Source organism: Streptomyces sp. NPDC054932 (assembly GCF_053610205.1).
In genome coordinates this window covers 1-23,231 of the sequence record NZ_JBSGXU010000129.1, presented here as the reverse complement: position 1 = coordinate 23,231, position 23,231 = coordinate 1, and the positions used below count along the sequence as shown (strand labels likewise).

The window sequence follows — 23,231 nt, the reverse complement described above, 5'->3', positions numbered from 1 at the left end:
ACCCTCTGACCGGTAGGGGTTTGTGTTGCCCTCCCCGGGCATCCGCAGCCGCCTGCTTTGCCCCACCGCTTTACCGGCCGCTTTCAGCCGGTGACGAGGCGGATCCAATGACGGAAATGATCTCCCCACGAGCGCGCAGTGGTTCTAGGCTCTTCCGTACCGCCGGACGCGCAGTGCGGGGACGGGCACCGCACAGTCACACGCACCGGAGCACCAGCGGTACTTGAGCGCCGCTCCCGAAAGGGGAGCGCCGCCGGGCAAGGAGGGCCGCATGACCGTACGGCGAGTAATGGGGATCGAGACGGAGTACGGGATCTCCGTCCCGGGGCACCCGAACGCCAATGCCATGCTCACCTCGTCCCAGATCGTCAACGCCTACGCGGCGGCGATGCACCGGGCGCGACGCGCCCGCTGGGACTTCGAGGAGGAGAATCCGCTGCGGGACGCCCGCGGCTTCGACCTCGCCCGCGAGGCCGCCGACAACAGCCAGCTGACCGACGAGGACATCGGCCTCGCCAACGTCATCCTCACGAACGGCGCACGGCTCTACGTCGACCACGCACACCCCGAATACAGCTCGCCCGAGATCACCAACCCGCTCGACGCCGTCCTCTGGGACAAGGCCGGCGAGCGGATCATGGCCGAGGCCGCCGTACGCGCCGCCCAGCTGCCCGGTGCCCAGCCGATCCACCTCTACAAGAACAACACCGACAACAAGGGCGCCTCCTACGGCACGCACGAGAACTACCTGATGAAGCGGGAAACCCCCTTCTCGGAGATCGTGCGCCACCTGACCCCCTTCTTCGTCTCGCGACAGGTCGTGACCGGCGCGGGACGCGTGGGCATCGGCCAGGACGGCCGCGAGCACGGCTTCCAGATCAGCCAGCGCGCGGACTACTTCGAGGTCGAGGTCGGCCTGGAGACCACCCTTAAGCGCCCCATCATCAACACCCGGGACGAGCCGCACTCCGACGCCGAGAAGTACCGCCGGCTGCACGTGATCATCGGCGACGCCAACCTCTCCGAGATCTCCACCTACCTCAAACTCGGCACCACGGCGCTCGTCCTGTCCATGATCGAGGACGGGTTCATCAGCGTCGACCTCGCCGTCGACCAGCCCGTACGCACCCTGCACCAGGTCTCCCACGACCCGGACCTGAAGCACCTGATCACGCTGCGCAGCGGCCGGACACTGACCGCGGTGCAACTGCAGATGGAGTACTTCGAGCTGGCACGGAAGTACGTGGACGAACGTTTCGGGTCCGACGCGGACGAGCAGACCAAGGATGTGCTGGGCCGCTGGGAGGACGTCCTGGGCCGGCTCGAGAGCGACCCGATGAGCCTGTCCGGGGAGCTGGACTGGATCGCCAAGCGGGAGATCCTGGAGGGCTACCGGCGCCGGGACGGGCTGGGCTGGGACGCGGCGCGGCTGCACCTGGTGGACCTCCAGTACTCGGACGTACGGCCCGAGAAGGGCCTGTACAACCGGCTGGTGGCCCGCGGAAAGATGAAGCGGCTGGTGGAGGAGCCCGCGGTGGAGCGGGCTCAGAGCAAGCCTCCGGAGGACACCCGGGCGTACTTCCGCGGCCGCTGCCTGGAGCAGTACGCGGACGACGTGGCCGCGGCGTCCTGGGACTCGGTGATCTTCGACCTGCCGGGCCGTGACTCGCTCCAGCGGGTCCCGACGCTGGAACCCCTGCGGGGGACCCGCAACCACGTCAAGGAGCTCCTGGACCGCTGCCGTACGGCGGAGGATCTGGTGCGGGTGCTTTCGGGGCAGTGAGCGGGCCTGAAAGACCTCCGGTCCGGGAATCATGAAGAGAACCGGACTGTGAAAGTACGGGGACGAATGTCGGACCCTCCCTATAGGGTCCGACATAGGGTCTGATCTTGAGAGATCCCGAATCCCGGGGTCTCTCGACATGAGCGTGCGAACCGAGCGGGGTGAGGTAGACATGGCGACCAAGGACACCGGCGGCGGACAGCAGAAGGCGACGCGCTCGACCGAGGAGGTCGAGGAGGCGGCGGTCGAGGAATCGACCGACCTCAAGGAGCGCCAGGAGAAGCTCTCCGACGACGTCGACTCCGTACTTGACGAGATTGACGATGTACTCGAGGAGAACGCCGAGGATTTCGTTCGGAGTTTCGTACAAAAAGGTGGCGAATAGCCTTCGAATCTAAGGTGAACTCGCCAGCATTGGCTCCATGTCCAATGGAACAAAGTGGTGTCGCGGCTGCAGCCGCGACGTGCCGCTGAGCGGGTTCGCCCTAGACCGCAATCGTGGCGACGGCCTTCAGCCGAGGTGTCGTGAGTGCGTGGCTGAGTACAGTGCCGCGCACTACCGGCGACGTCAGGCGGCCAGGGGCAAGGTCGTCAAAGAGAAGGTGGATGTCCCGTCCGGCCACAAGCTCTGCCGGCTGTGCGGTCAGGTCAAGCCGCACAGCGAGTGGCACAAGAACGCGTCGGCGTCTGACGGCTTATCCACTCGTGCAAGGCGTGCAAGGCCATTCACGGCCGGGCTGGGCACTTGAAGCGTTCGTACGGCATCACCGAGGCTCAGCGCGACGAGATGATCGCCGCTCAGAGCGGGGTCTGCGTGATCTGTCAGACGGCTCCGGCCGAGCACGTTGATCACGATCATCAGACGGGTAAGGTCCGAGGCGTACTGTGCTTCAGCTGTAACGCAGCCCTGGGGCAGTTCAAGGATCGGCCGGACGTCATGAGGCGTGCAGCCGCTTACGTGGAAGGAAACCTGTGGAACCCAACACTCGTAGCACAGGGCGTCTACCGGCAGCCTTCCTGACGCCGGGGTCGTCGTCCTTCATGGACTTCCTGGGCGCGCACTCGCCCGAGATGCTGCCCGGCAACCGCAAGCTGCCGGAGGGTGTCGTCGAGGCGCCGCACGGGACGACCATCGTCGCCGCCACCTTCCCCGGCGGGGTGGTCCTCGCCGGTGACCGGCGGGCGACCATGGGGAACATGATCGCGCAGCGGGACATCGAGAAGGTGTTCCCCGCCGACGAGTACTCCGCCGTCGGTATCGCCGGTACGGCCGGCCTGGCCGTGGAGATGGTCAAGCTGTTCCAGCTGGAGCTGGAGCACTTCGAGAAGGTGGAGGGGACGACCCTGTCCCTGGAGGGCAAGGCGAACCGGCTCTCCACCATGATCCGGAGCAATCTGGGGATGGCCATGCAGGGCCTGGCCGTCGTGCCGCTGTTCGCGGGCTACGACGAGGCCAAGGAGAAGGGCCGGATCTTCTCCTACGACGTGACCGGCGGTCGCTCCGAGGAGCACGGCTACGCCGCCACCGGTTCCGGTTCGATCTTCGCCCGGGGCTCCATGAAGAAGCTCTTCCGCCCCGATCTGACGGAGGAGCAGGCCACCACGCTGGTCGTCCAGGCGCTGTACGACGCCGCCGACGACGACTCGGCGACCGGTGGGCCGGATCTGTACCGCCACATCTACCCGATCGTCACCGTGATCACGGACGAGGGGTTCCGCAGGCTGACCGACGACGAGTCGCAGGAGCTCGCCCGTACGGTCACCAACCGTCGGCTGGAGCAGCCCGACGGCCCGCGCGCCGCCCTGCTCTGACCATCCGTCGCCCCGTAGGAGCCCAGAAGAAAGGGACGGACAGCCGGTGTCGACTCCGTTCTATGTGTCACCCCAGCAGGCCATGGCCGACCGGGCGGAATACGCCCGCAAGGGCATCGCCCGCGGTCGCAGCCTGGTCGTGCTGCAGTACGCCGACGGCATCGTGTTCGTCGGTGAGAACCCGTCCCGTGCGCTGCACAAGTTCAGCGAGATCTATGACCGGATCGGCTTCGCGGCCGCCGGCAAGTACAACGAGTACGAGAACCTGCGGATCGGTGGTGTGCGGTACGCGGATCTGCGTGGGTACACCTACGACCGTGACGATGTGACGGCCCGTGGGCTGGCGAACGTGTACGCGCAGACGCTCGGCACCATCTTCTCCTCGGCGGGTGAGAAGCCGTACGAGGTGGAGCTGGTGGTCGCGGAGGTCGGTGCGACCGCGGCCGGGGACCAGATCTACCGGCTGCCGCACGACGGGTCGATCGTGGACGAGCACGGTTCGGTCGCGGTCGGTGGCAATGCCGAGCAGATCAGTACCTTCCTGGATCAGCGTCACCAGGACGGGATGACCCTGTCCGAGGCGTTGAAGCTGGCGGTGCAGGCGCTGTCGAGCCAGGCCAATGGTGCGGACAAGACGATTCCGGCGGAGCGGCTGGAGGTGGCGGTGCTGGACCGTACGCGGGCCCAGCAGCGCAAGTTCAAGCGGATCCGGGGCCGGCAGCTGTCGCGGTTGCTGGAGGCGGACGTGACCGCGGCGGTGCAGGCGGACGCCGTGTCGAACGACGAGGCGCCGGAGGACGACGCCGAGTAGGACCGTGTGGCGGTTGCCCCGGTCCGCCCCTTCGGGGGTGGGCCGGGGCTTCGTCGTGTCCGGGGTCGGGTCAGGGGGTGGGGGCGGGGCCCGAGGAGTCGCGGACGACGAGGTGGACGGGGAGGTCGGGGGCGGTCCAGGGGGTGCCTTCGAGGACGGCGAGGAGGGCGGTCATGCCCTGTTCGCCGACGCGCTCGGCGGGGAGGTGGACGGTGGTGAGTTCGGGTTCGACGGCGGTGGCGAGGGCGAGGTCGTCGAAGCCGGTGACGGAGAGGTCCTCGGGGATGCGCAGGCCGAGGCGGCGCGCGGCCTTGCAGGCGCCGGCGGCGAGGATGTCGTCGTCGCAGACGACGGCGGTGGGCCGGTCCCGGGGGGTGGCCAGGGCGGTCTCCATGGCTGTTCTGGCGCCGTCGACGGTGAGGGGGGAGCGTACGGTGCGCAGCTCGGTGCCGGGGCCCAGGAGGGCTCTCAGGGCTTCGGCGCGGGTGTCGAAGGTCCAGGAGTCGATGGCGGAGGCGAGGTGGAGGAAGCGGCGGTGGCCGTGGGTGAGGAGGTGTTCGGTGATCTGGCGCATGCCGTCGGCCATGGCGAGGTTGACGTGGGCGGCGGCGGTGCCGGCGGTGGGGTCGCTGTCGAGCATGACGAGGGGGAGGGTGTTGCCGCCGATGGCGTCGAGGGCGTCGGCGGCCATGGAGGAGGCGATGACTCCGTCGAGGGCGGCGCGGGCGGAGGCGAAGGGGTCGCGGGCGGGGCCGGTGCCGTCGGGGGAGGGGTAGAGGACGACGCCGAAGCCGTGTTCGGCGGCGATGCGGGCGGCTCCGGTGTAGACGCGGGCGAAGAATTCGTTGGTGAGGGCAGGGACGACGAGGAGTGCGGTGCGGGTGGTGCCGAGGCGGAGGTTGCGGGCGGCGAGGTTGGGGCGGTAGCCGAGGCGGGCGGCGGTTTCGCGGACGTGGGCGGCGGTGCGTTCGGATACGCGGCCGGGCCATTTGTCGCCGAGGACGAGGGAGACGGTGGCCTGGGAGACCCCGGCGGCGGTGGCCACGTCGCGGCTGGTGGGTCTCGTCACACGGGGCTCCTGAAGTGCGAGGTCGGGGGTGTCGTCCGGTTGGTGGGGTGGACCGGCGGACTGCGGCCATGGTACGTATGACGCGTCACGTTATACGTATTACCCCGGCTGGATCCGGGCAGAAGGGGGCAGACATGGCCGCGGGATACGCGGAGCTGCTGAGGACCCGGCACGCCGCGAGGCTGCTGGTGGGCACGCTCGTGGGCCGGCTGCCCAATGCCACCGGGCCGATCGCGATCGTGCTGTTCACGCGTGCCGAGGGCGGCAGCTACAGCCTGGCGGGGGCGCTGGCCGCCGCGTACGGGCTGGCGAACGCCGTGGGTCAGCCGCTGCTGGGCCGGGCCGTGGACCTGTTCGGGCAGCCGCGGGTCCAGCTGCCGGCCGCGGTGGCCTCGGCGCTCGGCATGGTGTGGCTGGCGCTCGCGGGCACGGGGTCGGCGGTGGCCGCGTATGCCGCGGTGGTGATCGCCGGGCTCTTCACGCCGCCGCTGGAGGGCGGGCTGCGTGCGCTGTGGCCGGGGGTGCTGGGCGGGCGCGAGGAGAAGGTGCACGCCGCGTACGCGATGGACGCGGTGGCCCAGGAGGTCATGTTCACCGTCGGTCCGCTGCTGGTGACGCTGTTCGTCGCGATGTGGTCCCCGGCCGGGGCGCTGCTGGCGCTGAACGCGATCGGTGTGCTGGGTGCGCTGTCCGTGGTGGTCAGTGAGCCGTCCCGGAAGTGGCGCTCGGCGCCGCGGGAGGCGCACTGGCTGGGTGCGCTGCGCTCCAGGGGGCTGCTCGCGCTGCTGGGTGCGTTCTTCTTCGTGGGCATGGCGCTGGGTTCGATCACGGTGGCCGGTGTGGCGTACGCGGACGGTCATGGCGGTCAGGCGGTGTACGGCTGGCTGATGGCTGCGCTGGGGCTGGGTGCGCTGATCGGCGGTGTGTTCTACGGTGCCCGGCAGTGGGCGGGTGCGCCGGAGCGGCGGCTGCGGCTGCTGGTGGGTCTGCTGGCGGTCTGCTACCTGCCGTTGATGCTGGTTCCGGGGCCGGTGGCGATGACGGCGCTGTCGGCGCTGTCGGGTGTGTTCCTGGCGCCTTCTCTGGCGTGTGCGTTCATCGTCGTGGACCGGCATGCGCCGGCGGGGACGGTGACGGAGGCGTTCTCGTGGCTGGTGACGTTCTTCGGTGTGGGTGCGGCGATCGGTACGGCGGCGGCGGGGCCCGCGGTGGAGCTGGGCGGTACGCCGGCGGGCTTCGGGGTGGCGGGCGCGGCGGGTGTTTCGGCGCTGCTGGTTCTGATGGTCACTCAGCGGGTGCTGGCAACGGGCGGCCGCAGCCGGGCGGTGGCGGGTTCGTCTGACGGTGTGTCGGACGGCTCCCGTGACGTGTCGTCGGGACTCTCGTCGGCGCCCTGATCGGTGGGTGCGCGGATGGGCCGATCGGGCCGTGATCGGGCCGTTCGGCGGCCTGCTCCGGGGGCCTGATCGAAACGGCGCTCCCGAACCCGGTTTCAGAAGAGGGCAGAAGGCGTAATGTTCAGTCATGGACCGCCGCATTTTCGGGCTGGAGAACGAGTACGGCGTCACGTGCACGTTCAGGGGACAGCGCCGACTGTCTCCTGACGAAGTGGCGCGCTACCTCTTCCGCCGTGTTGTGTCATGGGGCCGCAGCAGCAATGTCTTCCTGCGGAACGGCGCCCGCCTGTACCTCGACGTGGGTTCGCATCCGGAATATGCAACTCCCGAATGCGACAACGTGACCGAGTTGGTCACGCACGACAAAGCAGGCGAGCGCATTCTCGAAGGTCTGCTCGTCGATGCCGAACGCCGCCTGCACGAGGAGGGAATCGCGGGCGACGTCTACCTCTTCAAGAACAACACCGACTCGGCGGGCAACTCGTACGGCTGCCACGAGAACTATCTGGTGGCCCGGCACGGGGAATTCTCCCGCCTGGCGGACATTCTCATTCCGTTCCTTGTCACGCGGCAGCTGATCTGCGGCGCCGGCAAGGTGCTGCAGACGCCGCGGGGTGCGGTCTACTGCGTGAGTCAGCGGGCCGAGCACATCTGGGAGGGCGTCAGCTCTGCCACGACCCGCTCGCGGCCGATCATCAACACCCGGGACGAGCCGCACGCGGACGCCGAGCGCTACCGCAGGCTGCACGTCATCGTGGGTGACTCGAACATGTCCGAGACGACCATGCTGCTCAAGGTCGGGGCCACCGATCTGGTGCTGCGCATGATCGAGGCGGGCACGGTGATGCGGGACCTGACCCTGGAGAACCCGATCCGGGCCATCCGCGAGGTCAGTCACGACATCACGGGTCAGCGCAAGGTGCGCCTCGCGAGCGGCCGGGAGGCCTCGGCGCTGGAGATCCAGCGGGAGTACTACGACAAGGCCGTGGACTTCGCCGAGCGCCGGGGGATCCGTACCGGCGTGGTGGACCAGGTGCTGGAGCTGTGGGGTCGCACGCTGGACGCGATCGACGCGGAGGACCTGGACCGGATCGGGACCGAGATCGACTGGGTCATGAAGTACCAGCTGATCGAGCGGTACCGGGCCAAGCACAACATGACCATGTCGAATCCGCGGGTGGCTCAGATAGACCTCGCGTATCACGACATCCACCGCCGGCGCGGGCTGTACTACCTGCTGGAGCGCAAGGGGCAGGCGGCGCGGATCTGCAACGACCTCAAGATCTTCGAGGGCAAGTCGGTGCCCCCGCAGACGACGCGGGCGCGGCTGCGCGGCGACTTCATCCGCCGGGCGCAGGAGCAGCGGCGGGACTTCACGGTCGACTGGGTGCACCTGAAGCTCAATGACCAGGCGCAGCGGACGGTGCTGTGCAAGGACCCGTTCCGGTCGGTGGACGACCGGGTGGAGAAGCTGATCGCCGGCATGTAGGAGGGCACGCAGGACGGCACGCAGGATGGCGTGCAGAACGGCATGTCGGACGGCTCGGAGGAGCGCAGAGTGACCGTAGTGTGACATCGCACTCCTCGTCGGGGCCCCGTACGTCTCTCGTACGGGGCCCTGCGCACGGCTTAGAGTGGCGAGCGACCGCTTTGCCGTCTGAGATCTGAGGAACCCGTGCGCCGACTTGCCGGCCTGCTTGTCGTACCCCTCCTGCTGCTGACGACCGCAGCGTGTGGCGATGACAGCGGCTCCGACTCCGCCCAGATGAAGAACGGGGCCCCCGCGATCACCAAGGGAGCCGCGTTCGGGGAGACGCCCACCCTGTCGAAGGGGAAGGGCGCGCCGCCCAAGGAGCTGAAGGTGGTGACCATCAGCGAGGGCACCGGGCAGGTGCTGAAGAAGAAGGACATCGCGCAGGTCAACTACCTCGGCCAGGTGTGGGACGGCAAGGAGCCGTTCGACCAGAGCTTCGGGCGGCCCGCGCCGTTCGACCTGACGATCGGCGCCGGCGCCGTCATCAAGGGCTGGGACCAGGGCCTGGAGGGCCAGAAGGTCGGCAGCCGCGTCCAGCTGGTGATTCCGCCGGAGCTCGGTTACGGGGCGCAGGGCTCGGGCGAAAAGATCAAGCCGAACGCCACGCTGGTCTTCGTCGTGGACATCGTCAAGGGCGCGACCGTCCCGGCCTCGGCCACGGGCAAGGAGGTCGCCCAGGAGAACAAGGACCTGCCCAAGGTCGGCACGAACGCGGACGGCAAGGAAGTCTCCGTGACCGTCCCGAAGGACACCGCCGAGCCGGCCAAGCTGGTCTCGAACTACGTCCTCGAGGGCGACGGCGCGGTCGTGAAGGAAGCCGACAACGTCGTCGTCAAGTTCAACGGCAAGACGTGGAAGGACGACAAGTCCTTCGAGAGCACCTACACCAGCGACCAGACGGTCACGTGGCCGCTGAGTGAGCTCTCGGTCAAGGGTCTGAAGGACGGCCTGATCGGCAAGAAGGTCGGCAGCCGCATCCTGCTGGTCATCCCGCCGGACCAGGCCTTCGGGGACAAGGAGCAGGGCACCATCCCGGCGAAGTCGACGCTGGTCTTCAGCCTCGACATCCTCGCGGTGATGTAAGACTGTTCCGGTTGACCGTTTCGTACGTATGAGGAGAAGTTCCGTGAGTGACCTCCAGAAGCCCGAGATCGACTTCCCCGAGGGCGACGCCCCCAAGGACCTCGTGATCAAGGACGAATGGGTCGGCGACGGCGCGGAGGCCAAGAAGGGCGACCTCGTCTCCGTGCACTACGTGGGTGTGGCCTTCTCCACCGGCGAGGAGTTCGACGCCTCCTGGAACCGCGGTTCCGCGCTGCAGTTCCAGCTCGGTGTCGGCCAGGTCATCGCCGGCTGGGACCAGGGTGTCCAGGGCATGAAGGTCGGCGGCCGTCGCAAGCTGACGATCCCGGCGCACCTGGCCTACGGTGACCGCGGCGCGGGCAACGCGATCGCCCCGGGCGAGACGCTGATCTTCGTCTGCGACCTGGTCAAGGTCGGCTGATCCGGACATCCGCGATCGGTGCAGGGGCCCCCGCCGTCCGGCGGGGGCCCTCGCTTTTTGCCCGGGCGCGCCGGGGCGGTACGGTCAACGGTCAAGGGCCCGTCCGCATCCGGTCGCTGCCCGTGTGACGGTCCGACGGATGTGCAGGCGGAGAAGGGCGGAAGGGCGTCGATGGCGATTGCCAAGGCCGAGCGGCTGATGAATCTGGCGCTGTGTCTGCTGGGGACCCGCCGGCCGCTCAGCAAGCGGGAGTTGCGCGGTTCCATCGAGGCCTACATGGAGGCAGGCAACGACGAGTCCTTCAACCGCATGTTCGAGCGGGACAAGGACGATCTGCGTGAACTCGGGCTCGTCATCGAGACGGTGGAGAACCTGGACGGTGAGACCGGCTACCTGGCCCGCCGGGACAGCAACCGGCTGCCGCCCGTCTCGCTGGACGCCGAGGAGGCCGCCGCCCTGGGGCTGGCGGCCAAGGTCTGGCAGCAGGCGCGGCTGGCCGGTGCCGCCAGCGGGGCCCTGCAGAAGCTGCGCGCGGGCGGCATGCCCGAGGCCGAGGACCCGTACGAGGGACAGCACAGCGCGATCGAGCCGCGCATCCCGGTCCACGAGGCGGCCTTCGAGCCTCTGATGCTCGCCTGCCGTGACCGGCGGCCGGTGGTCTTCGACTACCGCAAGTCGACCGCGGCCCGGCCCGAGACCCGTCAGGTGGAGCCCTGGGCGCTGGAGTGCTGGCGCGGCCACTGGTACCTGGCCGGCTATGACCGCGACCGAGGGGCGGAGCGGGTGTTCCGGCTCTCCCGGATCACCGGCAAGGTCCGCTCCCGGGCCGCGAAGTACACCGCCGAGGTGCCGGACGTGGTGACCGTACGGGAGACCGTGGCGAGCTGGGCCGGGGAGAGCGCGGACCGGTCCGCGCTGATCCGGCTGCGGGCCGGGGCGGGCTACCCGCTGCGGGCCAAGGCCACCGCGGTGCGCGAGGGCGGGGACGGCTGGGACGAGCTGGAGATCCCCTACGGGCACGGGCTGGACGCCTGGCTGGTGGAGTTCGGGCCCGACGTCGTCGTGGTCGGACCCTCCGACCTGCGGGCGGACGTGGTGGCCCGGCTGCGGGCCGTCGCCGGGGCCTGACCGGGGTCCACGGGCCCGGCGGCCGATCCGCGGCCGCACCCTTCGACAACAGCGACATCCACAGACGTGCCCTGAGGGGGAGACGTACCAGCATGGCTGCCAACGCCATCGACCAGACCCGCCGGATGCTGTCCCTGGTGACGTACCTGCGCGAGCGCCCCGGTGCGCACGTCGCGGACGTCGCGCGCGCCTTCGGGATCACCGAGGACGAGCTGATCTCGGACCTCGACGTGCTGCCCATGTGCGGGACGAGCTTCCGGGGCGGGGACCTGCTCGACATCGACACCGACGGGGAGCGCATCTGGTGGCGCAATCCCGACGCCTCGGGGGAGTCCACCGCGGAGCCGCTGCGGCTGGCCGCCGACGAGGCGACCGCGCTGCTGGTGGCCGCGCGTGCGGTGGCGACCCTGCCCGGGCTGCGCGAGAGCGACCGGGACGCCCTGCTGCGGGCCACGGCCAAGCTGGAGGCGGCCGCGGGCGAGGTGGCCGGGGCCAGCTCCCGGCTGTCGGTGACCTTCGAGTCCGAGGGCGGGGTCTTCGCGGACGTCGACCGGGCCATCGCGGAGCGCCGGCGGCTGTGGCTGCGCTACTACTCGCCCGCGCGCGACGAGCTCACCGAGCGCACGGTCGACCCGATCCGGCTCTTCGCGGTCGGGCACACGTACATGGAGGGCTGGTGCCACCTCTCCGAGGCGCGGCGCACCTTCCGTCTCGACCGGGTCGCGGAGATCCGGCTGCTGGACGAGCGGGCCGAGCCGCCCGCCATCGAGCCGCGCGATCTGTCCGAGGGCCTGGTCCAGCCGGCCGCCGAGGACCCGGAGGTCGTGGTCGAGGTGGGGCCGGGCGGACGCTGGGTCGCCGAGTACTACCCGCACGACAGTGCGGAGGAACTGGCCGGGGGCGGTCTGCGGATCACGCTGCGCAGTCCGGATCCGGCCTCGTTGCGGCGGCTCGCGCTGCGGCTCGGGCGCGAGGGGCGGATCGTGGCCCCCGCAGAGCTGGCGGAGAGCGCGCGGAGCGCCGCTCGAGAAGCACTCGCGGGGTACGGGGAACAGGGCTGAGGGGAACGCGGTCGATGTCGCCAATGTCCGGGCCCGTCGCTTTCAAGGCATCCTGCCCCGACTGCCGCGCCCGCTTCGAGCTGGACGCGGGCGCGCTGCGGCTGGCCATCGGTGGCAGCCGACGGGCCACCTTCTACTCCTTCACCTGTCCTGAATGCGGTGCTGCCGTACGCAAACCGGCCGGTGAGCGCATCGTGGAGCTGCTGACCGGTGGTGGCGTGAGCACCCTGCGCAGCATCTGAACCGGCCGGTGGCCTAGGCTCGCCCCATGCTGTGGCCGATGTTCGCAATTGCCCTGGGTTTCCTCGGAGTGGCCGTGCTCGCCGTACTGGCCGTGCGGGTGTACGGGGAGGTGCGCAGACTGTCCGTGCAGGTGGCGCAGGCGAGCCGCCGGATCACCGACGCTTCGGCGGATCTTGAGCGGGCGGCCGTGGACCTGGCCAGGGCCGGACATGGCGTACGTCCGTAGCAAGTGGGACGAATGTGTGTGACCGGGGCATTAACAACCGGCCGGGACGCAAGCGCGGGGACGCCCGGGGATTGCCGGGCGTTAACCCCCTGGGGTTACGATCCTCCATAGAGACCGTCCTAGGCGCCCGTCCGGTGTGCTGTGAACCTCGGAGAAAAGGAAGATACCTATGTTCGGCAACCTCAGGGGTTGGGAAATCTTCGTCATTCTCGGAGTCATCATCCTGCTGTTCGGCGCCAAGAAGCTCCCCGACATGGCCCGCTCCCTCGGCAAGTCGGCCCGCATCCTCAAGAGCGAGGCCAAGGCCATGAAGAAGGACGGCGAGGGCGACGCCGCCGCTGCCGCACCCGCCGCGGACCAGTCCGCCCAGCAGCCGGTCGCCCCGCGCACCATCCAGGCCGCGCCCGGTGACGTCAGCAGCTCCCGTCCGGTCAGCGAGCCGAACCGCAGCGCCCAGGGCTGACACCCGCCGTACACGCCAGTCATCTGCAACGAGACAAGGGACGTGGGTTGCTCAACTCTGCCCGCAAGCAGGAGAAGAAGGAACGGCAGGCAAAGGACGCCGAAGGGCGCATGCCTCTCGTCGAGCACCTGCGTGAGCTGCGGAACCGCCTGCTGAAGTCGGTCATCGCGATCCTGGTGATCACGATCATCGCCGCCTTCTTCTACCGGGACATCATCAATTTCCTGTTGAAGCCGATGCTCGACTCCGTCGGCTGCACCAATGGTGTGGTGACCCAGCGCAACGGCCGCCCCTGCGCCGACATGACCGTGAACGGCCTGATCTCGGCTTTCTCGATCGCCCTGAAGGTCTCACTGATGGCCGGTGTGGTGCTCTCCGCGCCGGTGTGGCTCTACCAGCTGTGGGCGTTCGCCGCGCCCGGGCTGCACAGCCACGAGAAGAAGTACGCGCGGAGTTTTGTCGCGGTCGGAGCGCCCCTCTTCCTGACCGGCGCGGTCCTCGCGTACAAGATCCTCCCGCAGACCGCGATGATCATGCTGGAGTTCACCCCCGATCACGCGCGCAACCTGCTGCCGGTCGACGACTACCTCGACCTGGTCACCCGCATGGTGATCGTGTTCGGCCTGGCCTTCGAGCTGCCGCTGCTGCTGATCCTCCTGAACTTCACCGGTGTCCTCACCGGCAAGCGGCTGGCCGGCTGGTGGCGGGGCATGGTCCTCGGCATCACGATCTTCGCCGCCTTCGCGACGCCCACCGGCGACCCGCCGACCATGCTCGCGCTGGCCCTGCCCATCGTGGCCCTCTACTTCGCCGCCCTCGGACTCTGCCTCCTCAACGACCGCAGGCGCCGGCGCAACAACCCCGACGCGGGGCTGAGCGACGACGAGGCCTCCGAGCTCGACCTCACCCCGGCGCCGATCGGCGCGCTGGAATCCGTCCCGGCCCCCGCGGCGCTGCCCGAGCAGGCCGACGGCGGACGCCAGCGGATCAACGGCTACGACGACGCCACCTGACCGGTACGCCCCCGGCCACCGCCGGGAGGCGTCCCCGGGGGCGGCCGGGCGCCGACAGCGGCCTCCGGTACATTCCCGGGGATGAGCCACGAGGTCACCCTCTTCGTCAATCCCACCGCCGGACGCGGCCGGGGCGCGCACGCCGCGCAGCCGGCCGCTGCGGCCGTCCGGGCCGCCGGGTTCTCCGTGCGGACCGTCGTGGGCACGGACGCCCCGGACGCGCTGGCCCGGCTGACGGCCGCCGTCCGTGAGGGCACCGGCGCGGTGATCGCGGTGGGCGGTGACGGGATGGTCTCCCTGGCGCTGCAGGCCCTCGCGGGGTCGCCGGTGCCGCTCGGGGTGGTCGCTGTGGGCACCGGCAACGATTTCGCGCGGGCGATGGGCCTGCCCGTACGGGAGCCGGCGCAGGCCGGCCGGATGGCCGCCGAAGCCGTCAAGGAGGGCCGGATACGGGAGATCGACCTGGGCCGGCTCCGCGGCGCCGACTGCGAGAAGTGGTACGGGACCGTGCTGTGCTCCGGCTTCGACTCGCGGGTCAACGACCGGGGCAACCGGATGCGGCTGCCCGCCGGCCGGTTCAAGTACGACCTGGCGATGCTCGCGGAGCTGGCCGCCTTCCGGCCCTTCCCGTACCGGATCACCCTGGACGACGGGCCGGTGATCGAGACCGAGGCCACGCTGGTGGCCGTCGGCAACGGGTCCTCCTACGGCGGGGGCATGCGCATCTGCGCGGACGCCGTCCCCGACGACGGGCTCTTCGACATCACGGTGGTCGGCGACTGCAGCCGGACCACCCTGCTGAAGGTGTTCCCGCAGGTCTACCGGGGCCGGCACCTGGGCCACCCGAAGGTCACCGTCCACCGTGCCCGGAAGATCACCCTGGAGGCGGCGGGGCTCACCGCGTACGCCGACGGCGAGCCGCTGGGGGTGCTGCCGGTGACCGCCGAGTGCGTTCCCCGGGCCGTCCGCCTGCTCACTTAAATGATCGCGACTGTTGTCAGAGGTGGCGGGTAGGCTCGACAGCAAGATGACCGAAGAACTCTCACCCGCCGAGCGGTACGCCGCTGCCCGGATCCGCGCCGCCGAAGAGGCCTCTGCCCTGGCCCCCTTCCGCGAGATGTACGAATTCGATCTGGACCCGTACCAGGTCGAGGCCTGCAAGGCACTGGAGGCCGGCAAAGGCGTCCTCGTCGCCGCCCCGACCGGCTCGGGCAAGACCATCGTCGGCGAGTTCGCCGTGCACCTGGCCCTCCAGCAGGGCCGCAAGTGCTTCTACACGACGCCGATCAAGGCACTGTCCAACCAGAAGTACGCCGACCTCGTCAAGCGCTACGGCGCCGACAAGGTGGGCCTGCTGACGGGCGACAACAGCGTCAACTCCGAGGCGCCCGTGGTCGTGATGACCACCGAGGTGCTCCGCAACATGCTGTACGCGGGCTCGCAGTCGCTGCTCGGCCTCGGCCACGTCGTGATGGACGAGGTCCACTACCTCTCCGACCGGTTCCGCGGGGCCGTCTGGGAGGAAGTGATCATCCACCTCCCCGAGTCGGTGACCCTGGTCTCCCTGTCGGCCACCGTGTCCAACGCCGAGGAGTTCGGCGACTGGCTGGACACCGTGCGCGGGGACACCGAGGTGATCGTCTCCGAGGAGCGGCCCGTACCGCTGTGGCAGCACGTCATGGCCGGCCGCCGGATCTACGACCTCTTCGAGGAGGAGTCCGACCACGGCGGCCGCGGCTCCGCGCGCCGGGAGGTCAATCCCGACCTGCTGCGCATGGCCCGCGACGAGAACAGCCGCACCTACAGTCCGAAGGACCGGCGGCGCGGCAAGATGGTCCGCGAGGCCGACCGCGAGCGCGAGCGGCGCTCCCGCGGCCGGATCTGGACCCCGTCGCGCCCCGAGGTCATCGCCCGCCTCGACAACGACGGGCTGCTGCCCGCCATCAACTTCATCTTCAGCCGGGCCGGCTGCGAGGCCGCGGTCCAGCAGTGCCTGTACGCGGGCCTGCGGCTCAACGACGAATCCGCGCGGCTCAGGGTCCGCGAGCTCGTCGAGGCGCGGACCGCCTCCATCCCCACCGAGGACCTGCACGTCCTGGGGTACTACGAGTGGCTCGAAGGGCTGGAGCGGGGCATCGCCGCGCACCACGCGGGCATGCTGCCCACCTTCAAGGAGGTCGTGGAGGAGCTCTTCGTACGCGGCCTGGTCAAGGCCGTCTTCGCCACGGAGACCCTGGCGCTGGGCATCAACATGCCCGCGCGCACGGTGATCCTGGAGAAGCTGGTCAAGTGGAACGGCGAGCAGCACGCCGACATCACCCCCGGCGAGTACACGCAGCTGACCGGCCGGGCCGGACGGCGCGGCATCGACGTCGAGGGCCACGCGGTGGTGCTCTGGCAGCGGGGCATGGACCCGGCGGGGCTCGCCGGGCTCGCGGGTACCCGTACGTATCCGCTGCGCTCCAGCTTCAAGCCCTCGTACAACATGGCCGTGAACCTGGTCAGCCAGTTCGGGCGGCACCGCTCGCGCGAGCTGCTGGAGACCTCCTTCGCGCAGTTCCAGGCCGACCGCTCGGTCGTCGGGATCTCCCGGCAGGTGCAGCGCAACGAGGAGGGCCTGGAGGGCTACCAGGAGGGCATGACCTGCCACCTGGGGAACTTCGAGGAGTACGCGCGGCTGCGCCGGGACCTCAAGGACCGTGAGACGGACCTGGCCAAGCAGGGCGCGGCGCAGCGCCGGGTGCAGGCGGCCAGTTCGCTGGAGAAGCTCAAGCCGGGCGACATCATCCACGTGCCGACGGGCAAGTTCGCCGGGCTCGCGCTGGTCCTGGACCCGGGCGTGCCGGCCGGGCGGGTCCACGGCAGCCGTGGGTACGAGTACGCCGAGGGCCCGCGCCCGCTGGTGCTCACCGCCGAGCGGCAGGTCAAGCGGCTCGCCGCGATCGACTTCCCGGTCCCGGTCGAGGCGCTCGACCGGATGCGGATCCCCAAGACCTTCAACGCGCGCTCGCCGCAGTCCCGCCGGGACCTGGCGTCCCAGCTGCGGACCAAGGCCGGGCACATCACGGTGGAGCGGCGCACCCGAGGCCGGGCCGCGGCCGCCGACGACCGCGAGATCGCCCGGCTGCGCACCGAACTGCGGGCGCACCCCTGCCACGGCTGCGACGAGCGCGAGGACCACGCCCGCTGGGCGGAGCGCTACCACCGGCTCAAGCGGGACACGCAAGCGCTGGAGCGGCGGATCGAGGGCCGGACGAACACCATCGCCCGCACCTTCGACCGGATCCACGCGCTGCTGACCGAGCTGGACTACCTGCGCGAGGACGAGGTCACTGTGCACGGCAAGCGGCTCGCCCGGCTGTACGGGGAGCTGGACCTGCTGGCCTCCGAATGCCTGCGGGCCAGGGTCTGGGAAGGGCTGAGCCCGGCCGAACTGGCCGCCTGCGTCTCGGCTCTGGTCTTCGAGGCGCGCCAGTCCGACGACGCGGTCGCGCCGAAGGTGCCGGGCGGCGCGGCGAAGGAGGCGCTGGGTGAGATGGTCCGCATCTGGGGCCGCCTCGACGCGCTGGAGGAGGAGCACCGCATCAACCAGGCGGAGGGCGTCGGCCAGCGCGAGCCGGATCTCGGCTTCGCCTGGGCGGTGTACCAGTGGGCCTCCGACAAGAGCCTGGACGAGGTGCTGCGCGAGGCGGAGATGCCGGCCGGTGACTTCGTGCGCTGGTGCAAGCAGGTCATCGACGTGCTCGGGCAGGTCGCGGCGGCGGCTCCGGCGGCCTCCGGTGACAGCGGGAGCACGGTGGCGCGAAATGCCCGCAAGGCCGTGGACGCGCTCCTTCGGGGTGTAGTGGCCTACAGCTCGGTCGGCTAGGCGGTTTTGGGGCTTCCTCCGAAGGCGGGGATGGCCTGATCTGATCTCTTGCCATGATCGAATCGGCGTGCTCTGTGCGACGATCGATGTCATGAGTGGGGGAGCGGACGATGGTCCGAGACGGGTCGGTCGGCCACGTGCCGACCGGCTGAGACCGGAGAGCGGCCGGCCGCCGCGCGAGGAACTCCTCTGCGCGGCGGCCGAGTTGTTCACCGACCAGGGATACGCGGCGACCACCACGCGCGCGGTGGCGGAACGGGCCGGGATGCGCCAGGCCACGATGTACCACTACTTCCGCGGCAAGGAGGAGCTCCTCGCCGAGCTCCTGGAGTCCACGGTGGCACCCTCGTTGGTGCTGGCCAGGCAGCTGCTGGCCGATGGCGGGCGGCCCGCCGCACAGCGGCTGTGGGAACTGTGCCGCTCCGACGTGCTGCTGCTGTGCGGCGGGCCGTACAACCTGGGGGCGCTCTATCTGCTGCCCGAGATCGGCGGTTCGCGCTTCACGCAGTTCCGCCGAATGCGCGGCGACCTCAAGGACGCCTACCGGGTGCTGCTCGCCGCGACCCGCGTCGGCGCCGAACTGGCCGGGGACAAGGCGGGCCTGACGCTCCGTGGTGATCTGGTCTTCGGGCTCATCGAGGGCGTCATGCTGATCCACCGTACGGATCCGGCGCGGCCGGTGACGGCCTTCGCGGAGGCCACCGCCGACGCGGCGCTGCGGATCGCGGGCGTCGGCCTTCCCGGGAGCCGGTGACCCGGCCGGAACCGCGGCCCTTCCCCGATGTGACACAGGTCATGGGAACCCGCCCCCGGGTGCCGGACAGTCGACAGGAGTGACCACAGAAATGCGTACCCGGGTGCGGTCCGGGGATCCCGACGCCTTCGCGGAGCTGTTCGACAGCTACGCCCGCACCGTCTACAACCATGCCTTCCGGCTGACCGGGGACTGGTCCGTCGCGGAGGACGTCATGTCGGCCGTCTTCATGGAGGCGTGGCGGCTGCGATCCCGGGTGGAGTCCGAGGGCGGCTCGCTCCGGCCGTGGCTGCTGGGCATCGCCACCAACCTCGCCCGCAACCACTGCCGGAGCAACCGGCGTTACCGGGCCGCCGCCATGGCCGCCGCGGGCGCCGCGGCGGCCGCGGCCGTGCCCGACCACGCGGACGAGGTGGCCGGCCGGGTCGACGACCGGCAGCGCATCGCCGTCACACTGGGCCGGCTGAGCGCGCTGCGGCGGCCCGAGCGCGAAGTCCTCCTCCTGTGTCTGTGGGAGGGCCTGGAGTACGCCGACGCCGCGCGGGTCCTCGATGTCCCGGTCGGCACCGTCCGCTCCCGGCTGTCCCGGGCCCGCACCAAACTGCGCAAACTCGCCGACGCGGAACTGAAGAGGGAGAAACGGGAACTCGGCGCCCGCCCGCGACAGATACACGGCGACCGCGCGAACGCGGTCCGGTCCGCACAGGAAGGAATCTGATGAACGCCAACCTTTCCCCGTCCGACCCCGCCGAGCGGGAGGAGCGCGCTCGTCTGCTGCCGTCCTTCGAACGGGAACTCCCCGCGGACCGCCACCGGTTCCACAAGGAGCAGCTCATGGGCATGATCCGCGACGACCTCGACGAGCGCCGCACCGCCGGCGCCACCCCCGTCCGCTCCGCGAAGCGGCTCGGCCCGCAGCTGCGCCGGGCGATCCTCGTACCCGTGGCCCTCTGCGTCCTGGCCGGCGCGATCGCCACCGGCGTCCACGTCGTATCGGGCGGGGACGGCACGGACGGGCCGGGCTCCGCGATCGCCACGGGCCCGGTGCTGACCACCCGGATCGGCGCCGCCGACCCCGCCGGGGCGGTACAGCTCCTGGACCGGATCTCGCTGGCCGCGGCCTCCGCCTCCGTACCCGGGGTGCGCAAGGGCCAGTACATCTACCTCGGCGTGCAGTCGGCCACCACCTACGTGAGGACCGACCACGGCAAGAGCACCCTGGTCAGCGAGCAGCCGCACCTGCGCGAGACCTGGAACTCCCCGGACGGCGCCAAGGGCTGGCTGATCGAGCCCGGCAACACCGGCCCCGAGGGCTTCACCCTGGACGGCAGGACCGAGTCGGGCAAGGCCCCGAAGCCGTACCTCAACGCACCCACCTACGACTACCTCGCCACGCTGCCCACCGATCCCGACGTGCTGCTGCAGAAGATCTACAAGGAGACCCGGGGCATGGGCAGCTCCCCCGACCAGGAGGCCTTCGTCACCATCGGTGACCTGCTGCGCGGGAGCCACCCGCCGGCCGCCCTCACCGGCGCGCTCTACAAGGCCGCCGCGAAGATCCCCGGAGTGGTCCTGGTGGCCGAGGCCGCCGACGCCGCGGGCCGTCAGGGCGTCGCGGTCGCCCGCCTGGACGAGGCCTCCGGACAGCGCACGGAATGGATCTTCGACCGGAACACCCTGGTGTTCCTCGGCGAACGCACGGTCCAGGTCAACGGCAACTCCGGCGAGCAGGGCCTGATCACGCCGGGCACGGTCCTGTCGACGACCGCGGTCCTGACCCGCGCGGTCGTCGACCGGATGAAGGAGACGCCCGCCGCAGCCCGATGACCGGCCGCGCACCGTTGCGTCGCGCACCGGCCCGTCCGCGCACCGGCCCGTAGGGCATTCAGGCCGGTGAGCCGTCCGGGGCGGTTCGGTCCGCCGCCCCGCCGCCGGCCTCCCAGCCGGCACGGTCGTCCCACGCCTGAAGGGTGCGGCCGCTCTCGAAACGGTGCGCGACTCCGGTGACCGGGTCGGTGAACGCCAGCACCCGGGCCAGGAGCTGCAGCGGCCTGCGGTAGTCGTCCGGGGCCGGATCCGTGACCCGCGGATACACCGGGTCGCCCAGGATGGGCAGGCCCAGACTGTTCATGTGCACCCGCAGCTGGTGGGTGCGGCCGGTGTGCGGGGTCAGCCGGTAGCGGCCCAGGCCGCCCCGGGAGGCGATCAGTTCGACCAGGCTCTCGGCGTTGGGCTCGCCGCCTGGCACCTCGACCGCCGCGATGACCCCGCGGGCCTTCTCGATCCGGCTGCGCACCGTGCGGGGGAGGGTGGCGGCGAGCGCCGGGTCGTGGGGCGCGAGGGCCTCGTACTCCTTGTGCACCTCGCGCCGCTGGAAGAGGAGCTGGTAGGCGCCGCGGTCCTCGGGACGGATGCTGAACATCACCAGGCCCGCCGTCAGCCGGTCCAGACGGTGCGCCGGGCTGAGTTCGGGCAGTTCCAGCTCCTCGCGCAGCCGGGCCAGGGCGGTCTCGGTGATGTGGCTGCCGCGCGGGGTGGTCGCCAGGAAGTGCGGCTTGTCCACGACCAGCAGGTGCGGGTCCCGGTGCACGACGGAGATCGGGAACGGAACCCGCGGCTCCGGCTCCATGTCCCGGTGGAACCACAGGTAGGCGCCCGGCTCGTACGGGTCCTGCGCGCGCAGGGGCCGCCCGTCGGCGCCGAGCACCCGGCCCGCGGCCAGCAGGCGGGCGACGGAATCGGCACCGCGGGTCCCGGCGTACCGCGCGGCGAGGTAGTCGCCGAGATCCGGCCATGTTCCGTCCGGGTCGGGCGGCAGCCGCAGCCGCACCGGGTCGATGCCGGCGCGCTGGGGGAGGGGCGAGGGGGGTGGCTGGGCTCTGCGTCTCATCGGAAGGACAGGCTATGCGGCTACTGCTGGGTGAAAGTGCCCAGGTGGTCGGCGTCGAGGTACTCCACGCGCAGGGTGCCGTCGGCGAAGACCACCCCGGTGCGGCCGACCGCGTTCTCGCCCGAGGTCACGAAGCTGAAGGTGTCCCCGTCGTAGTGGGTGAGCGGGTAGCGCAGGGGGGCCGGGCCGAGGGCGAGGGTGAGTGCCCCGTCGTCGTCGGCGGTCACGGTGGCCTTGCCGTAGTAGGGGTTGTCGTAGGTTCCGGTGTACGCGGCGCTGTCCCGGGCCGGCTGCGCGCCGGTGGGCGGGTGGGCGTAGTCGGTGGTCGACCCGTCCGGGGGTTCGAGAGCCGCGGCGTAGGCGGAGGCGGCCAGGGCGAGCCAGTCGGTGGAGACCTTGCCGTGCTCGGCGTAGTCGAAGAAGTCCAGGGCCACGGCGTCGGGCAGGCCGACCGGGGCGCCGTTGGTCAGGACGACGATGCCGAGCTTCTCCAGCGGGAGCATGGTGACGTTGGTGTTGGCGCCGAGTTCGAAGGCGCCGGAGTGGCTCAGGCGCACGCGGCCGGCGCCGTCGTAGCCGACGTTCCAGCCGAGGCCGTAGAAGCTGGTGGTGCCGACGGCGTTGGTCGGCTGCGACACGATCGCGGGCACGTGGGTGCGGGCGAGGGTGTCGGCCGGGATGATCCGCTTCCCGTCGAGGGTGCCGCCGGCCAGCTGCAGCCGCAGCCAGCGGGCCATGTCCGTGGCGGTGGAGCTGACTCCGCCGGCCGGGGCCTGGGCGTCCGGGTCGCGGACGAAGCGCGGGCTCCAGGAGCCGTCGGCGTTCTTGACGTGGGTGGCGGCGTGGTCGGGGGAGTTGACGAACGCGGAGAACTCGGTGCTCGTACGGGTCATGCCGGCAGGCTTGAAGAGGGTGTCGGCGCTGAGCTTCTGCCAGCTGGTGCCCTTGGCGCGGGCGACGGCTTCGGCGGCCGCGGTGAACCCGAAGTTGGTGTAGGCGTAGCTCGCCCGGAATGGGCCGAGGGGCTCCAGCCGCAGGTGGTCCAGGATGTACGCCTGGTCGTAGCCGAGGTCCTCGAGGAGGTCGCCGGCGTGGTCGGGGAGGCCGCTGCGGTGGGAGAACAGATCGGCGGTGGTGACGTGGTCGGTGACCCAGGGGTCCTTCAGGGAGAAGCCGGCCAGGACGGTCCGGTCGTCCCACTCCTGGGGGTCGGTGAGGGTGCCGGCCACGACCGTGGAGGAGACGGGCTTGGACAGCGAGGCGATCTGGAAGACGGTGTCGGGGCCGACCTTCGCGCTCTCGCCGGTCCTGCGGAGCCCGTAGCCCTTGATGTGGACGACCTTGTCGTCGTGGACCACGGCCACGGACACGCCCGGGACCCCGGTGCGGCGCATCATGTCCTCGACGGTGCGGTCGAGGCGGGCGACGGCCTTGTCGACGGCGGCGTCCGTGATCTGGGGTTTCGGGGCGGGGGGCGGGCTGGGCGCGGCCGTTGCCGGCATCGCCGCCGTCGCGGTCAGGAGGACCGCGGCCCCTGCTGCCCCGAGCGCGGGGAGCGTACGCATGGGGCCATTGTCCTGCCGGGGGCCGCGGAGCGCCCGTTGCCGTCCGGCGGTGGGCGTGTGCGGCGCCGTTGCCGGGGGCGCTGCCCCCGGACCCCCGCGCCTCAAACGCC

Annotated in this window: 23 protein-coding genes; 20 read left to right on the top strand and 3 right to left on the bottom strand. The window is 70.7% G+C overall.

The genetic code is table 11. The annotated features are described in order from the left end of the window. Nucleotides 1–271 precede the first annotated feature (271 nt). The 5 genes from dop to prcA all read left to right on the top strand — a co-directional run bounded on the left by dop (nucleotide 272) and on the right by prcA (nucleotide 4,406). A complete protein-coding gene (gene dop, locus ACWGE1_RS28330; protein ID WP_453423296.1) occupies nucleotides 272–1,783 on the top strand; it encodes a depupylase/deamidase Dop in 1,512 nt (503 codons plus the stop codon). 172 nt (nucleotides 1,784–1,955) lie between these two features. Continuing rightward, nucleotides 1,956–2,168: a ubiquitin-like protein Pup gene (locus ACWGE1_RS28325; protein ID WP_030233608.1), complete on the top strand. Its 213-nt coding sequence runs from the start codon at nucleotides 1,956–1,958 to the stop codon at nucleotides 2,166–2,168. A gap of 402 nt (nucleotides 2,169–2,570) precedes the next feature. Continuing rightward, entirely contained in the window at nucleotides 2,571–2,804 is a 234-nt protein-coding gene (locus ACWGE1_RS28320) for an endonuclease VII domain-containing protein (protein ID WP_453423297.1), read from the top strand. Further along, nucleotides 2,756–3,595: a proteasome subunit beta gene (gene prcB / locus ACWGE1_RS28315; RefSeq protein WP_030233611.1), complete on the top strand. Its 840-nt coding sequence runs from the start codon at nucleotides 2,756–2,758 to the stop codon at nucleotides 3,593–3,595. The genes ACWGE1_RS28320 and prcB overlap by 49 nt, the downstream gene beginning before the upstream one ends. Before the next feature lie 46 nt (nucleotides 3,596–3,641). Next, nucleotides 3,642–4,406 (top strand): proteasome subunit alpha, encoded by a 765-nt coding sequence (gene prcA / locus ACWGE1_RS28310; RefSeq protein WP_030016342.1) that lies wholly within the window; start codon nucleotides 3,642–3,644, stop codon nucleotides 4,404–4,406. Nucleotides 4,407–4,476: 70 nt separating this feature from the next. Here the strand turns inward: prcA and ACWGE1_RS28305 are convergent, their stop codons facing one another. Further along, a complete protein-coding gene (locus tag ACWGE1_RS28305; RefSeq protein WP_453423295.1) occupies nucleotides 4,477–5,475 on the bottom strand; it encodes a LacI family DNA-binding transcriptional regulator in 999 nt (332 codons plus the stop codon). A 134-nt stretch (nucleotides 5,476–5,609) separates the two neighbouring features. Between ACWGE1_RS28305 and ACWGE1_RS28300 the strand changes: the two genes are divergently transcribed. The 15 genes from ACWGE1_RS28300 to ACWGE1_RS28230 all read left to right on the top strand — a co-directional run bounded on the left by ACWGE1_RS28300 (nucleotide 5,610) and on the right by ACWGE1_RS28230 (nucleotide 20,493). Next, nucleotides 5,610–6,872 (top strand): MFS transporter, encoded by a 1,263-nt coding sequence (locus ACWGE1_RS28300; RefSeq protein WP_453423294.1) that lies wholly within the window; start codon nucleotides 5,610–5,612, stop codon nucleotides 6,870–6,872. Nucleotides 6,873–6,999: 127 nt separating this feature from the next. After that, nucleotides 7,000–8,361, top strand: coding sequence for a Pup--protein ligase (gene pafA, locus ACWGE1_RS28295; protein WP_030016332.1), 1,362 nt, complete (start codon nucleotides 7,000–7,002; stop codon nucleotides 8,359–8,361). Nucleotides 8,362–8,547: 186 nt separating this feature from the next. Beyond that, nucleotides 8,548–9,489: an FKBP-type peptidyl-prolyl cis-trans isomerase gene (locus ACWGE1_RS28290; protein WP_453423293.1), complete on the top strand. Its 942-nt coding sequence runs from the start codon at nucleotides 8,548–8,550 to the stop codon at nucleotides 9,487–9,489. A 28-nt stretch (nucleotides 9,490–9,517) separates the two neighbouring features. Then, a complete protein-coding gene (locus ACWGE1_RS28285) occupies nucleotides 9,518–9,910 on the top strand; it encodes an FKBP-type peptidyl-prolyl cis-trans isomerase (RefSeq protein ID WP_453423292.1) in 393 nt (130 codons plus the stop codon). A 171-nt stretch (nucleotides 9,911–10,081) separates the two neighbouring features. Next, complete coding sequence (locus ACWGE1_RS28280; RefSeq protein ID WP_453423291.1) at nucleotides 10,082–11,038, top strand: helix-turn-helix transcriptional regulator; 957 nt, start codon at nucleotides 10,082–10,084, stop codon at nucleotides 11,036–11,038. A gap of 92 nt (nucleotides 11,039–11,130) precedes the next feature. After that, entirely contained in the window at nucleotides 11,131–12,099 is a 969-nt protein-coding gene (locus ACWGE1_RS28275) for a helix-turn-helix transcriptional regulator (RefSeq protein WP_453423290.1), read from the top strand. A gap of 14 nt (nucleotides 12,100–12,113) precedes the next feature. Continuing rightward, complete coding sequence (locus ACWGE1_RS28270) at nucleotides 12,114–12,341, top strand: hypothetical protein (RefSeq protein ID WP_453423289.1); 228 nt, start codon at nucleotides 12,114–12,116, stop codon at nucleotides 12,339–12,341. 26 nt (nucleotides 12,342–12,367) lie between these two features. Next, entirely contained in the window at nucleotides 12,368–12,568 is a 201-nt protein-coding gene (locus ACWGE1_RS28265; protein ID WP_453423288.1) for a hypothetical protein, read from the top strand. Between the two features lie 169 nt (nucleotides 12,569–12,737). Continuing rightward, nucleotides 12,738–13,031, top strand: coding sequence for a Sec-independent protein translocase subunit TatA (gene tatA, locus ACWGE1_RS28260; RefSeq protein ID WP_453423287.1), 294 nt, complete (start codon nucleotides 12,738–12,740; stop codon nucleotides 13,029–13,031). 47 nt (nucleotides 13,032–13,078) lie between these two features. Then, nucleotides 13,079–14,044, top strand: coding sequence for a twin-arginine translocase subunit TatC (gene tatC / locus ACWGE1_RS28255; RefSeq protein WP_453423286.1), 966 nt, complete (start codon nucleotides 13,079–13,081; stop codon nucleotides 14,042–14,044). Between the two features lie 81 nt (nucleotides 14,045–14,125). Continuing rightward, complete coding sequence (locus ACWGE1_RS28250) at nucleotides 14,126–15,025, top strand: diacylglycerol kinase (protein WP_453423285.1); 900 nt, start codon at nucleotides 14,126–14,128, stop codon at nucleotides 15,023–15,025. A 46-nt stretch (nucleotides 15,026–15,071) separates the two neighbouring features. After that, the gene (locus ACWGE1_RS28245) at nucleotides 15,072–17,912 is read left to right on the top strand and encodes a DEAD/DEAH box helicase (RefSeq protein WP_453423284.1); all 2,841 of its coding nucleotides are present in this window, start codon (nucleotides 15,072–15,074) and stop codon (nucleotides 17,910–17,912) included. A 91-nt stretch (nucleotides 17,913–18,003) separates the two neighbouring features. After that, a complete protein-coding gene (locus ACWGE1_RS28240) occupies nucleotides 18,004–18,666 on the top strand; it encodes a helix-turn-helix domain-containing protein (protein WP_453423283.1) in 663 nt (220 codons plus the stop codon). Nucleotides 18,667–18,757: 91 nt separating this feature from the next. Then, a complete protein-coding gene (locus ACWGE1_RS28235; protein WP_453423282.1) occupies nucleotides 18,758–19,384 on the top strand; it encodes an RNA polymerase sigma factor in 627 nt (208 codons plus the stop codon). After that, complete coding sequence (locus ACWGE1_RS28230) at nucleotides 19,384–20,493, top strand: CU044_5270 family protein (protein ID WP_453423281.1); 1,110 nt, start codon at nucleotides 19,384–19,386, stop codon at nucleotides 20,491–20,493. Before ACWGE1_RS28235 ends, ACWGE1_RS28230 begins: the two co-directional genes overlap by 1 nt. A 58-nt stretch (nucleotides 20,494–20,551) precedes the next feature. Here the strand turns inward: ACWGE1_RS28230 and ACWGE1_RS28225 are convergent, their stop codons facing one another. After that, nucleotides 20,552–21,556, bottom strand: a complete 1,005-nt coding sequence (locus tag ACWGE1_RS28225; RefSeq protein WP_453423280.1) for a pseudouridine synthase — start codon at nucleotides 21,554–21,556, stop codon at nucleotides 20,552–20,554. Nucleotides 21,557–21,576: 20 nt separating this feature from the next. After that, nucleotides 21,577–23,121 carry a serine hydrolase gene (locus ACWGE1_RS28220; RefSeq protein ID WP_453423279.1) on the bottom strand — a complete coding sequence of 515 codons (1,545 nt, stop codon included), beginning with the start codon at nucleotides 23,119–23,121 and terminating at the stop codon, nucleotides 21,577–21,579. Nucleotides 23,122–23,231: the final 110 nt, after the last annotated feature.